The organism is Streptomyces sp. NPDC048383 (assembly GCF_040651775.1).
GTDB lineage: Bacteria > Actinomycetota > Actinomycetes > Streptomycetales > Streptomycetaceae > Streptomyces.
Genome location: NZ_JBEZKS010000012.1, coordinates 88,580 through 110,079, shown reverse-complemented (window position 1 = coordinate 110,079; position 21,500 = coordinate 88,580). Strand labels below are relative to the sequence as shown.

The following is a 21,500-nucleotide window of genomic DNA, read 5'->3' as shown; positions in this document are numbered from 1 at the left end:
GTCAGGAACGCATTGCACCCTCCAGTGTCAGCAAAAGGTCAGCATTGGCGCCCGAGGAGTCCCGCACCGCATGGCAACGAAGTCGCGCGCCCACGGCATGGGCACCTTCTACAAGGACTGCGAGCATGCCCAGTCCCGCTGGTCGAAGTGCCCGCACGAGTACAAGATCCGCTACCGCAGCGCGGCTGGGAAGCAGACCGAGGAAGCCGGGTTCTCCACCCAGGAGAAGGCGATCGCCCGCCTCACGACGGTCTACCAGGAGAAGGCCGCACCCCGGAACCAGAGCAAGGCCGAGCGCATCCAGAAGTACGGCGCGATGCAGTTCCGCGAATACACCGCGGAATGGAAGGCCGGCCAGCGCGACCTCGCCGAGTCCTCGCTCCGCACCCTGGAGTCCCTGCTCGAGCACCACATCCTCCCGACCCTGGGCAGCCGCCGGATGAGCACCTTCGACCACAAGGTCGTCGACGGCTTCATCCGCACCATGGAACGCAACGGCGCCGGCCTGGCCACCCAGTCCAACGCCTTCGACAAGGTGAAGTCCGTCCTCCTGGACGCGTACCGCCTCGGCATCTACAGCGAGAACCCCGTCCTGGGCGTCAAGCCCCCGCAGTACGACCCCGAGCGCGCGGTCATCCCCTCCCCCGCCCAGCTCCGCGCCATACGCACGGCCGGTGACGACCGGTTCCTCCTCATCGCCGACCTCATGAGCGGCTGCGGCATGCGCAACGGCGAGGCCTTCGCCGTCAACATCAACAACCTCGTCGCCAGCGACGTCTACCGCATCACCGAACAGGTCAACCAGACGACGAAGACCTACGGCCGCCTCAAACACCGCAAGCTCACCGACTACCGCGACGTCCCCCTCCCGGCCCGCGTCCGCGAGACGATCGAGTGGTACGCCGACAAGCACGGCACGGTCGACGGCTACCTCCTGCGCCACCCCATCGACCCCACGAGGCCGTTCCTGGCCTACTACCTCCAGAACCAGTGGCAACGCATCAAACGCGCCGGCGAAGTCGACATCCCCGACGGCATGGTCATCTACAGCCTCCGCCATTTCTTCGCGTCGAACTGCCTCTCTAACGGCATCCCCATCACGGACGTCGCCGAGTGGATGGGCCACAAGATCCTGGACATCACCTTCAAGATCTACCGCCACCTCATGCCCGGCTCCATCGGCAAAGCCGCCAAGATCCTTGATGTTGGTCTGGCTGCCTGAGACGTGATGGGTGACGACCAACATTCACCACTTCGGCCGGGAAGCCGCAGAGCGCGCACACCTGGCCCGCGACAACGCTGCACATCATGCCCTCAGAGCTCGTGCCGCCGCGAGTTGCAAAGCAAGCAGTTGATCCGCTGAGCTGCCCAAACCACCGGCCCGAGCATCGCTGCTGCCTCCCCACCCTGTCCTCGACCCCGAGAAGCACCCCTGCATCGTGCCCATCGTGGTCCTGGGGCGGGCTCTATCACTTCCTCGGTGGGCTCCTCCTTAGAATCATTCACGCTTACCCAATCTGGACGGATCTCCCGATCTAGTGATCCTTCCAGTACAGCGGACATCGCACCCCAGCCAAAATGACGGCGGCCACGGCCGCGGAGTCGCTCAGCGGCGGACGGTGAGGGCTGCCAGGCCTGCTGGTCCGCCGAAGGCGATCACCGGGTCCGTGGTGTCCGACATGCTGCCGTCGGGCAGGGCGCAGAGGGAAGTGAGGGGCGTGCCAGTGACCACCCGCATAAGCTCTTCCCCTGTCCACGGGTTCCAGAGGCGCACGGTGGTGTCGCTCGAACCCGCGGTGGCGAGGAGCGGCTGCGGCGAAGTGGGGGTGGGCGGCAGGAGGCTGATGGCGGACACCGGGCCGTCGTGCCCGTCGAGAACGGGGTACGCCTCCGTCCGAGGAGCGTCCGGAGACCAGAGCCGGACGCAGCCGTCGCTGCCGCCGGTGACCAACAGGGAACTGCCGTCCTCCGCGGGGCACACGGCGAGCGAAGGGGCGGGGCCCGTGCGGCCGGGCAGGCGCAGGTGCGGCGGCACACCGATGCGGCTGAACCCCACGGTACGGCCGCTAGAGAAGGCCACGAGCGGGCCCGTCTCGGTCGACAGAGCCGCGAGGGCGCGCACGGCCGCGTCCACGCGGACGGGCTCCCCGCGTTGCTCGCCGCTGGCGAGGTCATGGAAGCAGATGCTTCCCGCGCTCGTGCCGCTGACTAGGACGACGTCGTCGGCACCGGGGAGGGAGAGCGTGGCGAGAGAGCGCACGCTCGCCGCTTGCCAACTCTGGCCCACCGGAAGGGACTTCCAGCCGCGCTGTTCGTCCCAGCAGCCGATCAGGCCGTTCTTCAGTCCGATGACGACGGACGCCGACCCGTCCGGCCAGACGTAGGTGGCCAGGGCGGTCAACGCGTCTCGGTCCCATTCGGCGGGCCACGTCAGCTGCTGGGGGCGCGGTCGCGTACGCCGCGGCTGTCCCCGCGCCGCCGACCGGATGCTGACGGCACCTGAACGGGCGGGCGTCAGCAGACTGGGGCCGTCGTCCGATCCGGGGAGCACGGCCAGGAGGGAGCCGTCTCCCGACGCCTCCAGGTCGAGTTCCAGCTCCGACGTGCGCCCGGCGGGATTCCAGATGCGGACCGTCCGGTCCAACGATGCGGACACCACGAAGGGCATCCGCTCTCCCGTAGCGATCGCGACCACAGCCTTGACCCTTCCCGTGTGGTCGGGCGCGGATGTGTACACCTCTTCTCCCGTGGCCGGATCCCAGAGGCTCACGGGCCCCCCGTCACCGCCGCCGAGTGCCAGCAGTGTTCCGAAATCCGGATGGGGGTAGAGCCCGAGGGAGGCCGCCGGCCGCAGGATGCGCGCTGCCTTGTTCTCCTCGCCGGTGAGCGCGTCGTAGGTGCGTACGCTGCGCGTCGTACTCGAAGCCGCAGCGAGCTGGGGCCGGTCCTGCCGGTCGAGGTACAGGGCGAGCGCGACCGCTCCCCTGCCCTGCCCGTGCACCACGGTGACGACGTCGAGCGATTCTGCGTCAAAGATCTCCAACGTGCTGTTCTTGCCGCCCGCGGCGAGCAGCGTCCTGCCCGAGGCAAGCCGCAACGTCGCCAACGCCTTGACCGAGGGACCCATCACGCCGTCGAGGGGCCTGAGGGGCAGGACCGGTGTCTCCCCGTCGAAGGGGTCACAGGTGATCAGTCCCGCGTCAGTTCCGACGGCCAGCCGGACCCGTCCGGTCCTGGTCCTGAAGGCGGCGAGGGCGAACACTGCTCCTGTCACCGGTAGCTGGGTCGCATCCCCGCTCTGCGGGTCGTAGATCCATACGCCGTGGGCGGTGCCCACCGCGAGCAAGGGACTCTCCGCAGGGGCGGTCAGCACGGCCAGGGCGCGTACGTACGGGGCCGGCCGGAAGGGCAAGCCGAACTCCGTTCCCGTGCGTGGGTCCCACACGCGCACCTCACCACGCTGGTCGCCCGCCGCGACGAGCGGGCTGCCGTCCGGAAGGGTGAAGGACACCAGCGAAGCGAGGGGGGTCGACGTACGTGCCAAGAGGTTGTCGGGCACCCGCAGTTGGTTCCACCGCGGTGTGACGCCGGAGCCGTAGCCGGGTAGAGGCCGCGTCGCGACCAGGTTCCCGGCGGCACCACGCCCGACAGCCGTGCCCAGGAGGGACAGGCTGAGGCTGTCGGCCCGGGCCGCCGCTCCCGCATCACCCAGGAACGCTTCGATACGAGCCCACGCGGCAAGGTTCGCAGCACTGGCGTGGAAGTCGGCTGGGAGTCCGAGGACTGCCCGGACCGTGCCGCTCGTCTCCCATGGCAGGAACCGCCAGGGGACGTGCAGGTCGTCGACCAGTCCGGCGGCGGCGACGTGCGCAATGAGGTGGCGTCGCAGGTACGGGTGTGGGGGCTGGTTCAGCTCCGGCGGGAGGAGCTCTTCAAAAGCCTGTACGAGTTGCGCGTGCGTGACGGCTATCGAGATCTCGGGGATACGCTCCGGCGGGTCCGTGTCCGCGTCCGGGAGGCCGAGCAGGTACTGCGGTGAGTACCGGAGGGTTTCGCTGATCCGTTCGTGGATCGGCCGGTACACGGTCCGCTCGTCCTCGACCGCGGTGGTCAGGTAACCGTTGAGACGGCTGGCCATCACCTGGCGGATGACCGCGTCTGGGTCGGCCACGGGGGTCAGACACAGCGCCCTCACCGCGGCGGGCCAGATGTTGGCCCAGGGCAGTCCCGCCCCCTGCCCGAAGGCGGACGTCCGCAACACAGCCATCAGGTGTTCGGCCGGGGTGTCGTGCCAGCGTGCCACCTCACCAAGGTCCTCGCGGAGGAGCGCCTCGGTCCCCTCACGCAGGGTCCGGCGCCACGGAACGTCGTCGGGGCTCGGAAGGACACGCATCGACCGAAGTCGCTCGGCAGCGATCCGGGCGTCCAGGAAGGACGGGGACACCTCTTCGGCGACCGCTGTGGCCAGCGAGCGGTGCTGGTATCGGAGCTGGGGCGGGGCGGGGTCCAGTCCCGGGAGCTCCGGCCGCCCTTCCTCGGCGCCGCCCTGGCCTTCATACGAGGCCCGGAGCAGCGCGCGGACGTACCCGGCGATGTCGCCCCGGGTCGCCTCGACGTCGTCCGTGCGGATCAGGTTCCTGGAGTGAGTGGCCCGGAGGAGGAGCTCGAGCAGGTCGGTGGAAGGGGCCGAGGAGGTGGAGGGGCGCCGTGCTTCGCCCTCGGCAGCCGTCGTGTACTCCCTGGGGCTGCGGACGCCTAGGAGCAGCCGAACCGCGGGGCGTCCGCCCATATACGACTGCTGGGTGAGGGGGCGGAGCAGGTCGGTGATGACGCGCGTCGGGTTCCTGGCCTCGTCGATGCCGTCGACCACGAAGGTCAGAGGTCGTCCCCGCAGCAGGGCGAGCTCCCCCACGAGCTTGCACAGGGCCGCCACCGGGCCCTCGTCCCGGGGCTTCGCCGGCCCGCTGGATGTCGTCCGGGTGCGTGCCGTACGCGCCGTGCCGAAGACGCTCGGGGAGCCGCCGAGCGCCTCATACAGGGTCTGGGCGAGTTCGTCCGGATCGGAGTTGCGGGCGAGGACGGCCGCGTCCACCGACCCCACCGGGACGTCGAGTTCTTCGGGGATGTCGGCGATGAGCGGACCGTAGTGCGGGTCCGCACGGAAACGCGCGTCACTGAGGGTCACCATGCGGGCCAGGAGGGCGGACTTCCCCGAGCCGGCCTCGCCGGTGACGACGAGTACGTTCTCGGTGCCGACCAGGAACGCGAGCACCCGCTTGACCAGTTCGGTGCGCCCGGTGAAGTACCAACCGGGGCCGCCGGCTCCCGGCTGACCGGCGGCGCGCGAGATCCAGTACGTGTCCAGCTCGGTCCGGGTCCACCCGACCTGGCTGAGGGAGGCACCGAGTACCGGTTCGACGGCCGCGTAGCCGGGGTTCGGAAGGCAGGGGCTCGGCTGTTGGTGCGCCCTCTGGACCGTGGCGGACGGGGTCGGCCAGATCTCGTGGACGTCGGCCATGGTCTTCGCGTCGAACACCGCGCCCACGACGCCCTTCCAGTCCTGCCAGCTGAGGTGGGACCCGGCGTAGCCGTTGGCCCGGTCCGCGCAGTGCTCGTGGGCGGCCCGGAGCAGGTTGGTGAACTGACCGAGCCGGGGCCTGCTCTCGTCGTTCCCGGCCGTGAGGACGACGAGCGAGCCGAGCGAGCGGCGCCCTTCCCGGAGCGCCTTCAGGTTGGCCTTGAGCTCGGTCTCGAGCCGGCCGGAGAAGCAGGAGTCGACTATCACGAGGACATGTGTGGCCCGGGAGTCCAGCACGGTCGCGATCAGTTCGGCGGTCGGGAAGGCGGTGCTGAGCGGCCGGTCCTCGTAGGAGTCGGGCAAGCGCAGGAAGTGCTGCGGGGAGTTGGCGGGGGCCAGACCGTGACCGGTGACGTAGACGACGAGGGCTTCGTCGTCGTCCACATCGGCGAGTTCCTCGTCCAGGAGGAACTCGCGCAGGTCCCTCAGGTCACGGAGCTGCTTGGGCCGGGCGGGGGTGAAGCGGCGCCCCTCGTCGAGGCCGGGATCGGCCCACCAGTCCTCCACGACGGTCACCTGGGCCGAGACGCCCGTGCTGAACTCCTGCTGCTGTGCCGGGGTCCCGTCGTCGTACTCGGTGACGGCCATGACCAGGAGACGACGGGCGTACGTGCCGGGGACCGGGTCGCGCGTCATGGCCGACCGCCCGCCACCGCGCGGGCCACCGGCTCGCTGCGGAGGTAGCGCACGGCGCTGTGCGGGTCGCCCACGCCGTTGCGGACCGCGGCATCGACCAGGCCCGGCGCCACCCGGCACAGCCCCGCGCCACCGGTGACCACGTCGTCCGGGTCGTAGACGTTGATCCACCGGACGTGGTCGGGCAGGCGCAGGTGGTCGCCGTCCTCGATCTTCATGAGCCGCCGCACCGAGGGGATGCCCAGCGGGGAACCGCAGGTGATGAGGGTGTGGACGGCGGGCCCGGGAACGTCTCCGGGTGTCCGACCCGCGGCGTCGTCCTCGTGGCGGAACAGGTCGAAGGCGATGACGCTGCCGAGGGAATGGCCGATGACCACGGAGGTGGTCGGGGTGACGTGGTCCCGGACGAGTGCGCGGACTTTGACGGCCAGGTCCGGCTCCGTCAGATACGAGCGGACTTCCCGCATCCGCTGGACGAAGAACCGCCCGCCGCCGCCGGGGAAGCGGTGGTCATAGGCCATCAGCAGTCGGGTGATCCGGGGCGGCCAGAGCTTCGGCGGGCCCAGTACGGCCAGCGGCTGTTCCTCGGCGTAGGCGAGGTCCTGCAGCCCGACGACGTCACCGAGGGCCTCCGCTACGAACTGTTCCTCAGCCGGTGTCATCGACGCGGCGTAGGGGTCGTCCTGCGGCCCCAACCGGTCCGTGCCCTGAGCGAGCAGGGAAGTCCAGTGCGGCGTGCGGAGCGTGGGCGGGCGGTCGGGCCAGTCCGTGAACTCCTTGATCCCGCGCCCGAGCGCCTTCCCCCAGTCCCGGTTCAACTGCTCCCCCGAGGTCCTGGACTGCCCGATTCCGTGCACCCCGACGATTTCCACTGCCCGCATCCGTTCCCCACTCCGCCCAGCCCGTTCCGTGCCGGCATCCGTCGGCCGTTACTGGCGACCGTCGGCCATCGTCACTTGGTCGGTTTCCGGGCCGTCGGCCGGTTCATGATTGTGCTGTATCCGGAGAGCACTTGTCGCTCGATCGGCCGGACTCCCGAAAGACCCTCGCCGCGACCGTGGCTTAGTAAGCAGGGTGGTCGGTGCCCCGCTGGGCGAGCGGGTACATCCGATCACTGGCAGACGGGTCTCGTACACGGCCTGCGAGCTGACCGGCGGGACCGCGCATGTCGCGGACGTAGACGAGATCGCCGAAGTCGCATGGGTGACCCCTTTCAGAGATCCCGCAGTGCATTCCGTACGGACTCTTCGAGCCGGTCCAGCGACACCTGAACACCGTCCTCCAATCTTGACCGCAGCTACCAGGACGAGAGCCGCCACCGCTTGACCCAAGCCTGCACGTTCGACACCTTGAACTGGGTCTTCGCGTTACGGCCAGCGCCGAGCAGCGGTACCAGTGAGCGGTCCAGCACCCTGGGGTAGAGGGCGTGATCGCGAACTAGGCCAGCCGGGCGGTACCTTCGGTGGATCGGGTGGGAGTACAGAGAAGGGGAGGGGCAGCATGTCGACGGACAATGTGTCGTTGGGTGCGCAGTTGTGGCGCGGGCTCGGCCTGGCGGTAAGAGATGCGGCCAAGGAGAGCGTACTGGCGACCTACCGCGACGAGTACGATCTCGGCTTCAACGAGGCGGCGCAGATCTGCATGGGTGTCCTGTCGGACGCCACGGACGAGCTGCTGGCGAAAATGAAGTCCGGGAACCTGTCCAAGCAGGAACAGGCGCTGTACGCGCGGCTGACTGAGCTCACGAGTGAGATGGACCGGCGCCTCCGGAGCGCCTGCGAGGCAGAGCCGACAGGAGAAGCCCTGCCGCCGTCGTCCAGCACCCGTCCCCGCCAGCCGAATCAGCTGTCCTAAATCTCACTTCCGGGGGTCGGCCCCCATACGTCACGGCGTCGGACACGCAGAGGACCGTGCCAGGGGTGCAGCCCAACAAGGACGGTGCGGACACGGTGGATCGGTGACTGGCTGACGGTACGGCGCCGGTCACGAAGTGGCAGACGCCGCGGACGCCTCGTCCGCCTCCCACGGCAGGACGGCCTGCTGGGGCATCCTCGACAGCGTCTGCACCAGGTCGGAGCGGTGCAAGGAGTCGCCGGACGCCAGAAGCAGCCGAACGTAGGCGTCCAGTACTCGCAGCAGTTCCTCCGGCACCCCGCGCGATGCAGGAGCCTCCCAGACGCCGGCGAGTACTCTGTCGGCCTCGTCCCCGGTCACCCGGAAGAACGAGTGTCGGTCCCAAGGCGCCATACGCTGCAGGGCGCCTCGGTCGCTCCGACTGTTCCGGCCCATCAGGCGGTTGCCTGCCAGTTCCAGGACCCGGACCACCACCATCTCAGACACCCCGACCACCGCTGCCGTCGGCTGAGCCATTCCCTCTCCCCCAACTGTGCAGATTTCACGCTCGGCCGCGGTCTCCCGGCTCCGGCTGAGCGAAGCACTGTAGAGCCCAGTGGATCTCCTCGAAGCAGGACGTACATGCGTCTCTGACAGTCTGCCAAATAGCAGACCACGGCGAAAAATACGAAGAAGCACTGAGATTTCGACCACTACGCTGGGCCCAGTATCAGCTGAACCGACGCGGGCGCCCGCCGCTTCCGCCTCGGTCCAGATGGCGTTCGGGAAGCCTCTAGGAGAGGGAGTCATGATCATGATCGACAGCGCCACGCTGGACGCCCTCAACACGGCGTCCCAGGGTTTCGTGCTCTACTCCGACATCTCCGACCGGCTCGGTGCCGCGTCGAGAAACGCCACCGGAGAACTCGACGAGGAGCACGCTGAAACGCTCCGGGCAGGGTTCCTGTTCTACCTACGCACCGATGACAACTTCGTCGGCGCATACGTAGGGGCCGGATCGCAGCCGTGGCCACGTGACCTGTCCAAGATCAGCGGGCGGGCGATGGAAATCTGGGCTGAGTACGCCGAAGAAGCCGACCACCCCGGCGTCCGTGGCCGCCTCCACGACCTTCTGCACACCGTCAGCGCTGGCCGCCCCAAGATCGATCACCTGCGTGCGGCAGTGGATTCCTACGTCGAGTCGGCGGACTGGTTCGAGGCAGCACCCCAGGTGTCGGGCGGAAAACTGTACGCGGCGAGATCGCTCGTGCGCGCGTTCAAGCTCGCCCTCTCGGCGAACCTGCCCGCCGCCGCGGACATCGCCGCGACCATGGTCACCCGGGCCAACACAGAGATGGACAGGGACGACGAGCGCCCCGGTGTAGTGGGAACCCTACTCAATCCTCTCGTGGAGAGGCCCAAGTGGCATGGCCACGCCCTGTCTGTCGCGGAGCGGGCAGCCAAGCACTACCGGCGCGACCCACACGTCCGGGTCTCCTTCCTGCGTGACCTCGCTGCGGTGACCAAGGGCGCCCCCGGTGGTGTCGAGCGGATCAACCGAGCCATCGTCGCCACCTACACCGACGCGGCCGAAGGATTGACCGGCGTAGCGAAGTTGATGATGCTCACCGACGCCGCCGTGCATGCCCGTGACAAGGGCCTCACCGACCTGCACACGAGCATTCGCATGAAACAGCAGGCGCTGACCCGCGAGGACCTGGACCTCCAGAAGGTGCGCTTCGACGCCGGCATGCCGGAGGAACTCTTCGACGCCGCCAGTGCCTACATTGGCGAGGCCAAGGACCTGGAAGACGCGCTGCGGCGCATCGCCGGCCACCCGGTACCTCCGCAGCCCGAATCGACGGACGAGGGCGACGAACAAGGGCTGCAGCCCTCGTTCCTCCGCCTCGCCACGAACCGGATCAACACGGCCGGCCCTGTGCTCGTCCACAACACGGGACAGCAGGAGGTCCCAGGGCAGGACCAGCGCGTCATCGGCCTCGAACTGACCGCCGTCTTGATCAGCTACCAGCTGGATGTGCTGTGGGAGCGCTTCGAGCCCAGCGTCCGGGAAATGACAACGGCGCTCGGTCCGGTCGTTCTTCCCGCCGAGCGCGCCAGACTGCTGGCCCGCGCCTTTCGGCTGTACTGGGAGTACGACGAGATCGCCGTGTTCGTCGCCGTCCCCCTGGTCGAGGGCATCCTGCGCCGCTACCTCCAGCAGCACATTCCTGTGATCCATCTGGCCAAGGGCGAATCCGCCGGAGGGGTCAACCAGTTGGGGGGACTCCTGCGCTCGCTGGCCGATAGGCCGGACCTGGCCGGAAGCACATGGGCCAGGAGCTTTCTGCTGCTGCTTGCCGAACCGGCCGCGGGGCCGAACGTTCGGAACATCATCGCGCACGATCTGTGGGAGTCGCTTCCCCCGCGCCACCAGACAGCGATGGTCCTGTTGGCCGCGTTGGTCTTTCTCCGCGCGGCATCGGCCGATTCGACCGGCGAGGCAGAAGGGCGAGGCCGATGACGATGCTGATCTTCGGCGAACGGGGACTTGAACGCGCCCGGCGCGTAACCCACACACTCTTCCAACATCCGGCGAAAGGGCAATCGCCTCAACGCGTTCATCGACCGGGCCGTCATCTACGGCGTGCTCACCCATCTGCTGTCGCCGCCGCGTGCGCACCTTCGGGTGCCGTGTTCAAACTGGGAACCAGTGCTGTGCCTGATGATCATTTGGGCACAGACTCGAAAAAGCAGGGCAGGCCACTGACTGCCGCGCACCGGCATGCCGCAGTGCGCGGTATGTGAGCTCCCTTCCGCGCCAGGACTCACGAGGTCATCCTGATGACATGGCGACCCTCCCGAAGGCTCCCTGCCCCTCTTGCGCCGTCCCGCACGCCCTGCTGCCTACGAAACGAATCGGGTACGGGTCGGTCAAGGACCACAAGATCGAGCCCCGGGCACTGGTGCTGTGTCCGGGCAGCATGGTCCACGTCGCTTACGCCGAGGCGCGGGCGTGGCAGCTCGAGTTCGAGCGCGCCGAGCAAGACGCAGCAGCGTCGGCCTCGGTGGAAGAAAGACTCTTCGAGGGATGACGATCGGCCAGCGCCCCTATTCAACTCATCACGGCAACAACGAGGAGCACGCGAGGGTGACCGGCCACAACGGCCAGTCGGCCATCGCCCACCTCCTCGCCCCGCCCCGACGACGGGAGCATCGTGAGTGACAGAGAGGCGTCACTGAACAACAATGCTGCACCTGCGCCTTGGGTCGCAGGTGCGGTTGTGGTTCACCAGGGCCGTGTATTGCTCGTACGGCGACGAGTCGCAGAGGGCCAACTCTCATGGCAGTTCCCGGCGGGCAAGGTCGAGCCGGGCGAGTCCTTCCAGGAAGCCGCCGTACGCGAGACGAAGGAGGAGGCCGGGGTGGACGTGCTCGCCGTGGCCCCGCTCGGAGAGCGGGTACATCCGATCACCGGACGACGGGTCTCGTACACGGCCTGCGAGCTGGCCGGCGGGACCGCGTATGTCGCGGACGTCGACGAGATCGCCGAGGTCGCGTGGGTGGCCCTGTCAGAGATCCCGCAGTACATCCCCTACGGACTCTTCGAGCCCGTCCAGCGGCACCTGGACGTCGTCCTTCAACCTTGACGTAGCTATCAGGACGAGAGCCTCTGCTGCTTGACCCAAGCCTGCACGTCCGACACCTTGAACTGGATCTTCGCGTTGCGGCCAGCGCCGAACTTGTAGGGGGTGAGCCCCAGGCGTGGCGCTTCCCTGTAGACCCACTGAACCGACATGTTCAGGTAGGTCGCCGTCGACTTGACGTCCATGAATTGCGGCGTCACGTGGCACTCCGGGGCTTGCGTGAAAGACCAGAGCCCAGCGCCCTGATGTCCAGCAGCCTCGCAGCGGCCCTCGGGCTTGGTGAGGCCGCGCATCTCCGGTACATGGTCCTGAGCGAGTAGATGCGCCCTGCCCCGCGCCCGGGGGGAATACCTGGCGGACCTCGCCGATTGTCGCTTCGGATGATCCGAGGACTTGCATGGGGGCGGGCGTGAGTGATCTGAAGGCGTTCCGGATACGGGACGGCCGGGCGGTGGAGATGGCAGGGTCCTCCGTCGCGCTGGAGCGGGAACTGCAGTCTCTGATCGAGGCCAACATGGAAGCCATGCTCGGCATCCGCTTCCTGGCCAGCGAGTACTTGACCGGACGCCACCGCGGGCGGATCGACTCCCTGGGCCTGGACGAGACCGGGACTCCCGTGATCATCGAGTACAAGAGAACCCGGGACAAGGAGGTCATCACGCAGGCGCTCTCTTACCTGGCGTGGCTCGAGGACAGTCACGCGGAGTTCGAGGGCCTGGTGCGTGACCGGCTCGGGGCGGCCGCCGTGGAGACGGTCGACTGGACCAATCCGCGGCTGGTCTGCGTAGCCGGCGACTTCACCTCGCACAGCGCCGTCGCGCTGGAGGTCATCGGGCGTCGGATCGACCTCATGGCCTACCGGATGTTCGAGGACGTCGTGACGCTGCAGTTGGTGGCTTCGGTCGGCGGCCAGGCTGCGCCGGTCCGTCGGCGGGTGTCCGCTGCCCCGGAGCCGGCGGGGACGACGGTCCCGAAGTCGGTGCAGCAGTACCTCGACGAAGCTCCGCAGGACCTGCAGGACCTGTTCGCGGATCTGGACGCCGTGCTACTGGCATACGGGGACGTCCGCCGGGAGGCCCAGGTCCACTACTTCGCGTACCGCAGGATCAAAAACGTCGCGACCGTGCGCGTCCAGCCGCGCAATCGGGTCCTGGTGCTGAACTTGAAGGTGGATCCACGGACTGTCCAACTGGTCGAGGGGTTCTCCCGGGACGTGAGCAGTATGGGGCGCCTCGGGACCGGAGACCTGGAGGTGCGGATCAGGTCGCACGAGGATCTGGAGCGGGCTGGTGAGCTGATCCGGCAGAGCATCGACGCAGGCTGATCACCACCAGGGCAGAAGGGCGGGCCATCCGGTGAAAACCGGATGGCAGCCGCCCTTCTGTCGTTGCACCCTGCGGCCCAGGCGCAGCCGTCTCACTTGCCAGGCCCGGCCAGGGCGAAGTCGTCCTGGAGACACGTCTCACGGAGACGCTCTTCGGCGATGCCGGCGTAGTGGTCGGAGAGCTCGACGCCGATGAAGTTCCGGCCCTCCAACACAGCGGCCACGCCGGTGGAGCCGCTGCCGGTGAAGGGGTCGAGGACCGTGCCTCCCGGTGGGCAGACCTGGACGAGCTGCTGCATGACCTCGACCGGCTTCTGAGTGATGTGTACGCGGTCCTTGCGGGGCTGGGACACGATGTAGTGGCCGGGCAGGTAGAGATCGCGGGTGTTGTCGAGGCTTCCCTTGACGCCGGGTGTTCCAGCAAGCGGCCGTGCGCCGGGTCGGCGGCGACGGACGCCGTGTGGGCGGCAGCCACGCGCGTGTTGAAGTCCCCCCAGGAGGGCGGGGCGGCATCGAGGACGAGCCGCAGGTCCAGGTCGGAATGTGGGGCGATGAGGTCGGGCTGCTGCCACTTATGCGTAACCATCACCGGGTGCAGCCCAGCAACGCGAAGGTGACGTACATACAGGGCGCTGGTGGAGCCGTAGCCAACGTTCACTGGCCGGCCCCGGCCGGCTGCTGGCGGACTGAACAGCCCGTGCCGCTGTTGGTGGCGACGACGGGGAGGAAGACGGCAGCCCCCTGGGGGCGTTCCATGCGGTCCCACCGCAGGTCGTAGTCAACATAGTGGTACCCGCCCCAGGCCGGGTTGGCGTTGCGTTCCAGCATGGCGGTGAACAGGTGCGCGAACGCCGTGTCCAGGGTGCCGGGGGCAAGGTGCTCGCGGAGCTGGATGTCCTGGTTGTGGAGGATGCAAGGGCGCGCTACCCCGCTCGGCGTGATCTTGATGCGGTTGGCGTCCGAGCACGTTGCGCACGAGGAGTTGGAGATGAAGCCGATCGAGCCCTTCCAACCGTCGGGCTGGAGGTAGCGGCCAGGGCTCCGGACTCCGAGGTCGGCACGGGAAACCTCCCCGGCCCCTGTGAACCAGTCCCCGAGTAAATCCCGGACCTGCGCCTCGGGGATGAACTCGGCATCGAACATTTCCTTGGCGGGCCCGATGTTCTGCAGCTCGATCAACCTCACCGCTACCGGCAGGCTGCGGGCCAGCGCCGCGACGGCGAAGGCGTCCTCGATGTAGGACCGCATCAGCACGCAGTTGATCTTTACTTTGAGGCCGAGGTCCAGCGCCTCCCTGATGGTGGCAAGCGATATGCCCGGGTCACCGCCGCCCATGATCTCCGCGGACCGGCCGGGGTCGGTGCTGTGGAGGCTGACGTTCAGGTACGTCAGCCCCGCCTCCGCGAACCCCTTCACCGTCAGCCCCTTGCGGAAGTTTCCGTGGCTGGTCATGCCGATCTGAGCGCCTGTACCCAACCCTTCGGCTAGGACCCGGATGATGTCGAGGATGTCCTTGCGCAGGGTCGGCTCCCCGCCGGAACAGTGCGCCTTGCGGACCCCCCACTGCCCGGCGGTGCGGGCAATGGCCGCGTACTCGGGCACCGAAAGCACGGTGTCCTTATGCCCGTAGTCCGGCATGCAGCGCGGCTTGCAGAACACGCAGTCACGGTCACAGATCCCGTTCAACGTGAACGCCAAGTAGGGGTGGTTGCGCCCCGTCGCCGCGAACGCGGCCAAGAGCTCTGTGTACTCGCTGGCAAGCACCATCAGCGGATTCCTTCCATCCGGTCGGGGATCAACTCGTCGACCGCGCCACGCAGTGGGCAGCCGGAGAGGTAGCTGTGCAGGTTGTCCGCGAAGAACCGAACCGCCCCGTCCATGTAGGCCTCGGAGAACCCGGCGGTCTTGGGGGTCAGCAGCACCCTCGGGTGCCGGCGGAGCCGGTCACGTCGGGGCAGCGGACGAGGGTCGGTTACATCGAGACCGGCGCCACGCAGCCGGCCGGTTTCGAGGGTGTCTAGTAACGCCGCATGGTCGACGGTCGCCCCCCGGCCAAGGTTCACGAACACCGAGCCGGGCTTGAACGCGGCGAATGTCGCTGCATCGAAGGCGCCCGCCGTGTCTGGTGTCGCAGGCAGCAGATTCACCACCACGTCCACGGCCGGCAGAGCCTGCCTCCAGTGGGAGGCGGCTATCCACTCGATGTCGCTCTGTGGCCCGTCGGGCGGGGTGCGGCGGACGCCCAGGACCTGCATGCCGAAGGCCCGTCCCATCCCGGCGAGATGGGTGCCGATGCTGCCACAGCCGACGATCATCATCGTCGCCCCTGCGAGGTCGAAGAACTCACCCGCCAGGTCGTCCTTCCACCACCGATGGGTGCGCTGGAGCCGGGAACTGACCAGAAGCCCGCGGGAGAACGCCAGGATCATGCCCATGGCGTGCTCGGCCATCGGCTGGGCGTGGAAGCCGTACGAGCGAGTCAGCACGGCGCCGAATTCTGAGATTCGCCGAGCGGGAAGGTGGTCGGTTCCGGCGGCCGGGGTCGCGATCCACTTCAAGTGGGGGCCAAGGTCAGCCACCGCTCCTCGAACCGCCACCCGAAATACGCTTCCGCGGCCGCGAGGGCGGTCGGTAGCTCCTCATCCGAGGCCATGCGGAACTCCAGCGCAGGAAACGCCTCCCGAAGCCCGGCCATATGACCGGGCCCGATCGCCCAGAATGAGTGCGGCGAGTTCAAGGCGATTACGACCGGCCCGATCATCGGCTGACCCCCGCCCGGGCGGACAACGCCCACGGCGCGCACTGCTCGAGGACAGCACGGACCGCAACTGCGTAATCGTGCCGCTCGGCCAGGAGCCGCGCCCCGGCCTCGGCGAGCCGGGCACGGTCGGCGGGAGAAGCATCCAGAGCGCGGAAGAGCGCCCCCGCCAGAGCCTGGGGCGAGGCCGGCGGTGCGGAGTAGCCAGTGACACCGTCGAGGACAGTCTGTGCGAGCCCTCCTGCGGTGGTGGCCACCACGGGTCCGGCTCCAGCAGCGAACGCTTCCAGCGGTATCCGGCCGAACGGCTCGGCCCTTGACGGCACCACCACCGCCCGCAGGTTGGGGTCGCCCAGCCAGCCGCGCACGCGCGAATCGAACCGGGTGAGCAGCGTGGCTTCGATACCGAGTCGGTCGATGAGTGCGCGCAGTTGCTGCTGGTGCGCGTTCCCCTCACCTGTGCTCGCGGCCACGAGCACCAGGTGCGGGACCGCAACGCCCTGGTCGCCGAGAATGCCCACGGCGTGGAGGAGATCCTCGAATCCCTTGGACTCCTCCGAACGCCCCATCGCGAGGACGAACCCGTCGGTGGCGCGAGCAGGCAGGGGCAGCATGGGGCCGTGCACCAAGGCCTGATCAGCGGGCAGAAGCCCGTTGGGAAGGTCCAGCACCACACCGACGGGCAGCCCGTAGGTGCTGGTCAGGTGATCCCTCATGTGGTCGGAGATTGCCGCAACCAGGCCGCCCCCGGCGACGGTCGCGGTCAGCCCGCGCCGCTCCCAGGCGATCTGTCGGCTGTCCGCCGGGCGGACCATTGCGGCCGTGGAACGGGGCACGAGGAGCACGTCCGCGCCCTTCGGAGCATAGGAGCCGACGGCCAGGAAAGGCACATCGCAACCGACCAGCAACGACCGGCCGTGGAGGTAGGGAGCGGCTCGGCGAACAGCCATTGCGCACAACGCCTCACAGCCGACGGGCGACGTGAGCAGGGCCTCCCCATGAAGCGGCAAAACTTGGGCTCCGGCCTTCGCCAGCATCCGCTCGACGTCGGCCTCCCACTGCGGATCACGGCCGGGGTGGCCGAGCGGCAGGACAACCGGTACGACCACCAGGAGCCCGTACGGCAAGTCCTGTGCGAGGACGGTCAGGAAGGCCCGGTTGCTGAAGCCGCTGCCCGACAGAGCCCCATAGAATCCCTCGTGGAGCAGGACCACGACGTAGCCGGGCTCCGGGCTGAGTTCGGTGCTCATATGGCTCTCCCATCGCGCTGCGGCGGGATTCCGACCCGTGCGAGGACCGGCTCGCACGGCAGCAAGTTCGGCCGGGAGACAACCGCGGCCGGGGCTGGAGCAGCGTTGACGCAGGCGATGGTCAGCAACAATGCGGCCGGGGCGTTGCTGGCCAGCTCACAATGCCGCGATCGTTCAACACGCTGTCGTAATGACGGATGCATGGTGTCCTCGAAGCCGGGAGATGGAAGATGCGCACCGCTGTCGGCGCGTCCTGGCGGCCGATGACGATTCGGTGATGGGGCAGGCTGTGCCCTGGTCGATCCGCACCGCTGCGTAGCCGAGCACGCCGGTACTTGCGGAAAGACTCGGAAGTACGGCCTAGCCTTCTCGGTCAGCTGGCCTGGATTCGCGCGGCGTTGGAGAAGAGCAGCGTGGGCTCGCCGAGAATGTTTCGGCCCGCCTCGCTCTCGTAGATCTCCTCCACGCTGCCGAAGCGGGCTTCTGCGGCGCAGAGTTCGATCAGTGCGGCAGCCTGGCGAGTGGACGCCTCATCCGGGGCCTCGATCTCGAGGAACGTGGGAAGGTCGGGCCACGTCTCGAAGTTGTAGCCAGCTTCGCGCAGGCGCCACCTCTCCCGGTAATGCTCCTGGTAGCGGGCTTCACGCAGGCCGAGCCGGCGGAGGATTTCGGCCATCGCGTGCAGGTCGGCAACCTCGGTCTCGGTATTGCCGGCTTTGGCGGCGTCAGCAACCTGCTTGAGCGTGAGGATGGACCGGGTGCGCTCATCCCTCAGTCGGAGCCAGGCGTCGCCGAGAAGGTCATGCTCGAAGATCCTGCAGGTGACGAGGGTAGGAGGGAACACCTGGACGGCCCCCAGCTTGGCCAACTTGACCTGGAGGTGGGCGACATCAACGGCCAGGAACTTCGCCCGTCTCTCGCGCTTCATCAGATCTTCTTCCCGTCACGGTGGGGGTCGTGGACCGATCGGAGCAGGGGCACACGCTGCGGAAGCGTGCTGGGACTCCCCACATGACCAGCCCCGATCACGTGTAGGCCTGGTTCGGCCGGTCGCGTCGTCGAGGACCCGATATTCCCTGAGCCCTGTCGGACCTCATCACCGCGTATTAGGACGCCACGAAGGGCGTCCTGGGACGTTTTCACCGCTGCGCGAAGTCCTCCAGCAACGCGAGTACCTGCGCGGTGTCCGACAGATCGGGTAGCACGACGGTCGCACCGGCGGCAGACAGCTCCTCCTGGCCATGAATGCCTGAAGCAACGGCGATGATTCCGGACCCGGTGGCAAGGCTCGCTTCGACGTCCCTGGGCGTATCCCCGACCAACACCACGGGCACATCGCCCCGGACGCCGCGGAGGCGCTGAGCGCGCTCACGCGCGATAGCCACGAGGTCGGGTCGCTGATCGGCGTCGCCGCCGTACGCCCCGATGGTCAGGTCCAGCAGCTGATCAAGGTTGAAGGCCGACAGTTTCACGCGGGCATTGGCCGCGATGTTGCCTGTCAGAACCGACGACACCCAGCCGGCGCGTTGGGCCACCGCACCAAGCACCTCTCGTACCCCCGGCAGCGCGGTCCCACGACGCCGGAGATCCTCCTCGCGCCCCTCGCCAGCCCTGATCAGGGCTGCCTCGATAGTGGACCAATCCGGTTCTGCCACTTCGTGTTGCCGAAGCATCTCGCGCATGATCATGCGGTCCGTCCGGCCCTCCGTTGGCGCCGGCCCCATCGCGGGACTGCCAGCGAGGGCCGCAAACGCCTCGGCGTAGATCTCCTTGCTCACCCCCGCGTTCTCGATGAGTGTGTGGTCGATGTCCCACAGGACGATGAGCTGCATGGCGCAAGCGTAGGGAGCCGTCCCAGCCTCATCCCGCGTGCACGTCCCAAAACGTCCTTGCCCGATCGCTCCTCGCTCCGCTTGCATGACGTGTGTGAACGAGCGACTGCACTCCGTACTCGCCCAGCGTGGCGTCTCACTTGAGTCGCTCGCGGAAGTCTGCGAGGTCGACCCCAAGACCGTTGGACGCTGGCTGGGCGGACGCGTCCCCCACCGGCGCCACCGGTTTCGCGCCGCCCTACACCTGCGGGTGGAGGAGTCCTTCCTCTGGCCGGCCCCACAGCCAGAGATCCCCACGCCCAGCAGCGCCGTGGGCAGCGAGCTGGTCGGCACATACCCGAACCGGGCCAGCGTCCCTCGGGACACGTGGTTGACCCTCCTACAACAGGCCCGGGAGCAGATCAGCGTGCTCGTCTTCTCCGGCACCTTCTTTGCACAGTCCAATCCACACGTCGCCAAGATGCTCGCCGAGCGGGCCGCGAATGGCGTTCACGTGCGTCTGTGCTTCGGCGACCCGGGCGGCCAGGCAGTCGCCATCCGGGGCCGTGAGGAAGGCATCGGCGACACCCTCGCCGCCAAGATCCGCGCCTCCCTCACCTACTACCGCCCCCTACTCCCCGAGGCCGGCTGCGAAGTGCGCCTACACGACACCACGCTCTACACATCGTTATTCCGCTACGACGACAACTTGCTGGCCAACCCGCACGTCTGGGGCCAGCCCGCCAGCGCCAATCCCCTCCTGCACCTCAAGAGAGGTGACAGGACGGGGTGGTTCGACAACTACGCTGAGAGCTTCGAAGCCGTCTGGGCCGCCTCGCGGGCCTGGACTCCCGACCAGGAGGGGACCGCCGCACATGGGCAGGACTGAGTACTACAACGACCCCGCCGCACCTAAGGCAAACACCCTCATCCCCGCCAGCAACCTGCTCGTCGTCGACGAAAGCGGCGCCATCCTGCTGCAGCGTCGGCGCGACACCGGCCAGTGGGCCTTGCCCGGCGGAGCCCAGGACATTGGCGAGACCGCAGCCCAGTGCGCCGTGCGTGAATGCCTGGAGGAGACGGGCATCGAAGCCGAGATCACCGGCTTCCTCGGGGTCTACACCAACCCCCGCCACATCGTCGCCTATTCCGATGGCGAGATCCGCCAGCAGTACGAGAACACCTACATCGGCCGCCCGGTCGGCGGTGAGCCCACCATCAACGACGAGGCTGACGGTGTCCGCTTCATCCAGCCCGCCGACCTCGACCAGTACGACATCCACGCCAGCATGCGCCAACAAATCGGTGACTACCTCGCCGGCACCTTCCCCTACCTCGGCTGAGCCACCAGCGCCGCCTCCACCCGCTCCACAGCCGCCATAATCTGCGGCGACGCCCGACGGATGAACCGCCCCACAAGGCCGTCGGCCCCGTAACGGCCGACGATCTCCGCCACCCGCTCCTCAGTGGTCGTCCGCTCCCCATCGGGCGTCGTCGTCATGTCGCAGTACACGAGAGCGTCCACCAGCAGTGGCTCGTCCAGCAACGGGAACTCAGCCTCCAGCCTCCCCCGGAGCCCACGCTCCTCGGCTTCCAACTGGGCGAAAGAATGGTTCGCCACCAAACGCACCAGCCGCTCATCAGCGCCATGCTCGTCTCGGAGGAACCGTGCCCCATCAAGCGGATGAAAGCCCGTCGCCGCCAGCCGGGGCGCGTACCCCACGTCGTGCAGCACCGCCGCAGCAGTCAGAAGGTCAGCGTCCCTTCCCAGGAGCTGCCCAAGCGCGGTCGCTCGAGTTGCCACCCCTTGAGAGTGCGCCCACCGCCTCGGAAGCACAACGCTGAGCTCCGTGCCTGCAACCCGCGTCGCCCAACCAACCATCGACTCATCCATGGACTGCTACCTGCCCCGCAGCCTGCCGGGCCACTCCCCACACCATGACTTCCCTCATGATCCCCGTGCGGCGGTCTATGATCCGAACGTTGCCCAGGCGGCGGCTCGGGCGTCCAGGACTGCGACTCGGAGACTCTCCGTCGTCCATCGGCAGCGACGGGCCCACTCAGTACACCCCTTCACCGACGAATCAGCCGGTGAAATCAGCAACCGCTGTGAACGAATCCCAGAGAGGTGCCGGAGATGACGATCACCAAGCGAAACGCCAGGGCTATCCTTTTGGACGGCGACGAACTCGTCCTCATCAAGCGGACCAAGCCCGGCCGGGACCCATACTGGGTGACGGTCGGCGGAGGTGTCGAGGCCGAGGACGCAAGCATTGAGGACGCCCTGCACCGCGAGGTGTTCGAGGAGCTCGGGGGCAAGCTGAGCAAGGCGGAGCTCGTGCACCTGATCACCGACTCACTGGAGGACGGCCTGGGCGTCCAGCACATCTTCGCCGCGCGCCTGGAACAGATGAACATCGAGGCGCGTACGGGCACCGAGTTCGACAAGCCCGAGCGCGGCTGCTACGAGGTTGTGCGCGTACCGTTCACCGCAGAGGCGATCCGACAGCTCAACCTGCTGCCCCCCGAACTCGCCGAGTTCACCGCCGGCAACATCGAAGCCATCACGACCGTGCTCAACACCCAGATCCGCGCCTCTTGACCGCCGTTAAGTTCCTCAGCCTCAACGGCTTCCCGACGACAACCTCTTCGTGAACGGCCGG

Annotated in this window: 19 protein-coding genes and 2 pseudogenes; 10 read left to right on the top strand and 11 right to left on the bottom strand. The window is 67.9% G+C overall.

Going from position 1 to position 21,500, the window contains the following annotated elements:
- Positions 1-70: 70 nt before the first annotated feature.
- A complete protein-coding gene (locus tag AB0D46_RS11550) occupies positions 71-1,222 on the top strand; it encodes a tyrosine-type recombinase/integrase (RefSeq protein ID WP_362877095.1) in 1,152 nt (383 codons plus the stop codon).
- 384 nt (positions 1,223-1,606) lie between these two features.
- Here AB0D46_RS11550 and AB0D46_RS11545 read toward each other — a convergent pair whose 3' ends face one another.
- On the bottom strand, positions 1,607-6,214 hold the full coding sequence (locus tag AB0D46_RS11545; protein WP_362877094.1) for an AAA family ATPase: 4,608 nt from the start codon (positions 6,212-6,214) through the stop codon (positions 1,607-1,609).
- Entirely contained in the window at positions 6,211-7,095 is an 885-nt protein-coding gene (locus tag AB0D46_RS11540; protein WP_362877093.1) for a hypothetical protein, read from the bottom strand. The genes AB0D46_RS11545 and AB0D46_RS11540 overlap by 4 nt, the downstream gene beginning before the upstream one ends.
- A 208-nt stretch (positions 7,096-7,303) precedes the next feature.
- Between AB0D46_RS11540 and AB0D46_RS11535 the strand changes: the two are divergent.
- Both AB0D46_RS11535 and AB0D46_RS11530 read left to right on the top strand, forming a co-directional pair.
- Positions 7,304-7,505, top strand: a pseudogene (locus AB0D46_RS11535) (NUDIX hydrolase); the annotation flags it as partial.
- A 209-nt stretch (positions 7,506-7,714) separates the two neighbouring features.
- On the top strand, positions 7,715-8,068 hold the full coding sequence (locus AB0D46_RS11530; RefSeq protein WP_362877092.1) for a hypothetical protein: 354 nt from the start codon (positions 7,715-7,717) through the stop codon (positions 8,066-8,068).
- A 129-nt stretch (positions 8,069-8,197) separates the two neighbouring features.
- On the opposite strand, the gene AB0D46_RS11525 is transcribed toward AB0D46_RS11530, so the two are convergent.
- Positions 8,198-8,584 carry a hypothetical protein gene (locus AB0D46_RS11525; RefSeq protein WP_362877091.1) on the bottom strand — a complete coding sequence of 129 codons (387 nt, stop codon included), beginning with the start codon at positions 8,582-8,584 and terminating at the stop codon, positions 8,198-8,200.
- Positions 8,585-8,855: 271 nt separating this feature from the next.
- Here AB0D46_RS11525 and AB0D46_RS11520 point away from each other — a divergent pair, with 271 nt between their 5' ends.
- The 3 genes from AB0D46_RS11520 to AB0D46_RS11510 all read left to right on the top strand — a co-directional run bounded on the left by AB0D46_RS11520 (position 8,856) and on the right by AB0D46_RS11510 (position 11,697).
- Complete coding sequence (locus tag AB0D46_RS11520; RefSeq protein WP_362877090.1) at positions 8,856-10,571, top strand: hypothetical protein; 1,716 nt, start codon at positions 8,856-8,858, stop codon at positions 10,569-10,571.
- A 567-nt stretch (positions 10,572-11,138) separates the two neighbouring features.
- Entirely contained in the window at positions 11,139-11,273 is a 135-nt protein-coding gene (locus AB0D46_RS11515) for a hypothetical protein (protein ID WP_362877089.1), read from the top strand.
- A gap of 58 nt (positions 11,274-11,331) precedes the next feature.
- Entirely contained in the window at positions 11,332-11,697 is a 366-nt protein-coding gene (locus tag AB0D46_RS11510; RefSeq protein WP_362877088.1) for an NUDIX hydrolase, read from the top strand.
- An 8-nt stretch (positions 11,698-11,705) separates the two neighbouring features.
- Here the strand turns inward: AB0D46_RS11510 and AB0D46_RS11505 are convergent, their stop codons facing one another.
- Positions 11,706-11,987: a helix-turn-helix domain-containing protein gene (locus AB0D46_RS11505; protein ID WP_362877087.1), complete on the bottom strand. Its 282-nt coding sequence runs from the start codon at positions 11,985-11,987 to the stop codon at positions 11,706-11,708.
- Positions 11,988-12,103: 116 nt separating this feature from the next.
- Between AB0D46_RS11505 and AB0D46_RS11500 the strand changes: the two genes are divergently transcribed.
- On the top strand, positions 12,104-13,018 hold the full coding sequence (locus AB0D46_RS11500; RefSeq protein WP_362877086.1) for a DUF5655 domain-containing protein: 915 nt from the start codon (positions 12,104-12,106) through the stop codon (positions 13,016-13,018).
- Between the two features lie 92 nt (positions 13,019-13,110).
- Here the strand turns inward: AB0D46_RS11500 and AB0D46_RS11495 are convergent.
- From AB0D46_RS11495 to AB0D46_RS11470, 6 genes and pseudogenes are all read right to left on the bottom strand, one after another.
- Positions 13,111-13,428: pseudogene (locus AB0D46_RS11495) on the bottom strand (site-specific DNA-methyltransferase); the annotation flags it as partial.
- Positions 13,429-13,672: 244 nt separating this feature from the next.
- Positions 13,673-14,782, bottom strand: a complete 1,110-nt coding sequence (locus tag AB0D46_RS11490) for a radical SAM protein (protein ID WP_362877139.1) — start codon at positions 14,780-14,782, stop codon at positions 13,673-13,675.
- Between the two features lie 2 nt (positions 14,783-14,784).
- Positions 14,785-15,597 carry an NAD(P)-dependent oxidoreductase gene (locus AB0D46_RS11485; protein WP_362877085.1) on the bottom strand — a complete coding sequence of 271 codons (813 nt, stop codon included), beginning with the start codon at positions 15,595-15,597 and terminating at the stop codon, positions 14,785-14,787.
- A gap of 178 nt (positions 15,598-15,775) precedes the next feature.
- Positions 15,776-17,026: a glycosyltransferase family 4 protein gene (locus AB0D46_RS11480; protein ID WP_362877084.1), complete on the bottom strand. Its 1,251-nt coding sequence runs from the start codon at positions 17,024-17,026 to the stop codon at positions 15,776-15,778.
- A gap of 373 nt (positions 17,027-17,399) precedes the next feature.
- Positions 17,400-17,954, bottom strand: coding sequence for a CYTH domain-containing protein (locus AB0D46_RS11475; protein WP_362877083.1), 555 nt, complete (start codon positions 17,952-17,954; stop codon positions 17,400-17,402).
- 211 nt (positions 17,955-18,165) lie between these two features.
- Positions 18,166-18,858 carry a haloacid dehalogenase-like hydrolase gene (locus tag AB0D46_RS11470; RefSeq protein WP_362877082.1) on the bottom strand — a complete coding sequence of 231 codons (693 nt, stop codon included), beginning with the start codon at positions 18,856-18,858 and terminating at the stop codon, positions 18,166-18,168.
- 94 nt (positions 18,859-18,952) lie between these two features.
- Between AB0D46_RS11470 and AB0D46_RS11465 the strand changes: the two genes are divergently transcribed.
- Positions 18,953-19,726, top strand: coding sequence for an XRE family transcriptional regulator (locus tag AB0D46_RS11465; RefSeq protein WP_362877081.1), 774 nt, complete (start codon positions 18,953-18,955; stop codon positions 19,724-19,726).
- Positions 19,713-20,180 (top strand): NUDIX domain-containing protein, encoded by a 468-nt coding sequence (locus AB0D46_RS11460; RefSeq protein ID WP_362877080.1) that lies wholly within the window; start codon positions 19,713-19,715, stop codon positions 20,178-20,180. The genes AB0D46_RS11465 and AB0D46_RS11460 overlap by 14 nt, the downstream gene beginning before the upstream one ends.
- On the opposite strand, the gene AB0D46_RS11455 is transcribed toward AB0D46_RS11460, so the two are convergent.
- Positions 20,168-20,731, bottom strand: a complete 564-nt coding sequence (locus AB0D46_RS11455) for an HD domain-containing protein (protein ID WP_362877079.1) — start codon at positions 20,729-20,731, stop codon at positions 20,168-20,170. The genes AB0D46_RS11460 and AB0D46_RS11455 overlap by 13 nt on opposite strands.
- A gap of 243 nt (positions 20,732-20,974) precedes the next feature.
- Between AB0D46_RS11455 and AB0D46_RS11450 the strand changes: the two genes are divergently transcribed.
- The gene (locus tag AB0D46_RS11450) at positions 20,975-21,439 is read left to right on the top strand and encodes an NUDIX hydrolase (RefSeq protein WP_362877078.1); all 465 of its coding nucleotides are present in this window, start codon (positions 20,975-20,977) and stop codon (positions 21,437-21,439) included.
- Positions 21,440-21,500: the final 61 nt, after the last annotated feature.

Excerpts from the sequence above, each read along its gene's own strand:
- AB0D46_RS11520 (WP_362877090.1), top strand. The coding sequence starts at position 8,856 with ATGATCATGATCGACAGCGCCACGCTGGACGCCCTCAACACGGCGTCC.
- AB0D46_RS11450 (WP_362877078.1), top strand. The coding sequence starts at position 20,975 with ATGACGATCACCAAGCGAAACGCCAGGGCTATCCTTTTGGACGGCGAC.
- AB0D46_RS11505 (WP_362877087.1), bottom strand. The coding sequence starts at position 11,987 with ATGCGCGGCCTCACCAAGCCCGAGGGCCGCTGCGAGGCTGCTGGACAT.
- AB0D46_RS11480 (WP_362877084.1), bottom strand. The coding sequence starts at position 17,026 with ATGAGCACCGAACTCAGCCCGGAGCCCGGCTACGTCGTGGTCCTGCTC.
- AB0D46_RS11470 (WP_362877082.1), bottom strand. The coding sequence starts at position 18,858 with ATGCAGCTCATCGTCCTGTGGGACATCGACCACACACTCATCGAGAAC.
- AB0D46_RS11540 (WP_362877093.1), bottom strand. The coding sequence starts at position 7,095 with ATGCGGGCAGTGGAAATCGTCGGGGTGCACGGAATCGGGCAGTCCAGG.
- AB0D46_RS11475 (WP_362877083.1), bottom strand. The coding sequence starts at position 17,954 with ATGAAGCGCGAGAGACGGGCGAAGTTCCTGGCCGTTGATGTCGCCCAC.
- AB0D46_RS11460 (WP_362877080.1), top strand. The coding sequence starts at position 19,713 with ATGGGCAGGACTGAGTACTACAACGACCCCGCCGCACCTAAGGCAAAC.
- AB0D46_RS11455 (WP_362877079.1), bottom strand. The coding sequence starts at position 20,731 with ATGGATGAGTCGATGGTTGGTTGGGCGACGCGGGTTGCAGGCACGGAG.
- AB0D46_RS11545 (WP_362877094.1), bottom strand. The coding sequence starts at position 6,214 with ATGACGCGCGACCCGGTCCCCGGCACGTACGCCCGTCGTCTCCTGGTC.
- AB0D46_RS11530 (WP_362877092.1), top strand. The coding sequence starts at position 7,715 with ATGTCGACGGACAATGTGTCGTTGGGTGCGCAGTTGTGGCGCGGGCTC.
- AB0D46_RS11550 (WP_362877095.1), top strand. The coding sequence starts at position 71 with ATGGCAACGAAGTCGCGCGCCCACGGCATGGGCACCTTCTACAAGGAC.
- AB0D46_RS11515 (WP_362877089.1), top strand. The coding sequence starts at position 11,139 with ATGACGATCGGCCAGCGCCCCTATTCAACTCATCACGGCAACAACGAG.
- AB0D46_RS11525 (WP_362877091.1), bottom strand. The coding sequence starts at position 8,584 with ATGGCTCAGCCGACGGCAGCGGTGGTCGGGGTGTCTGAGATGGTGGTG.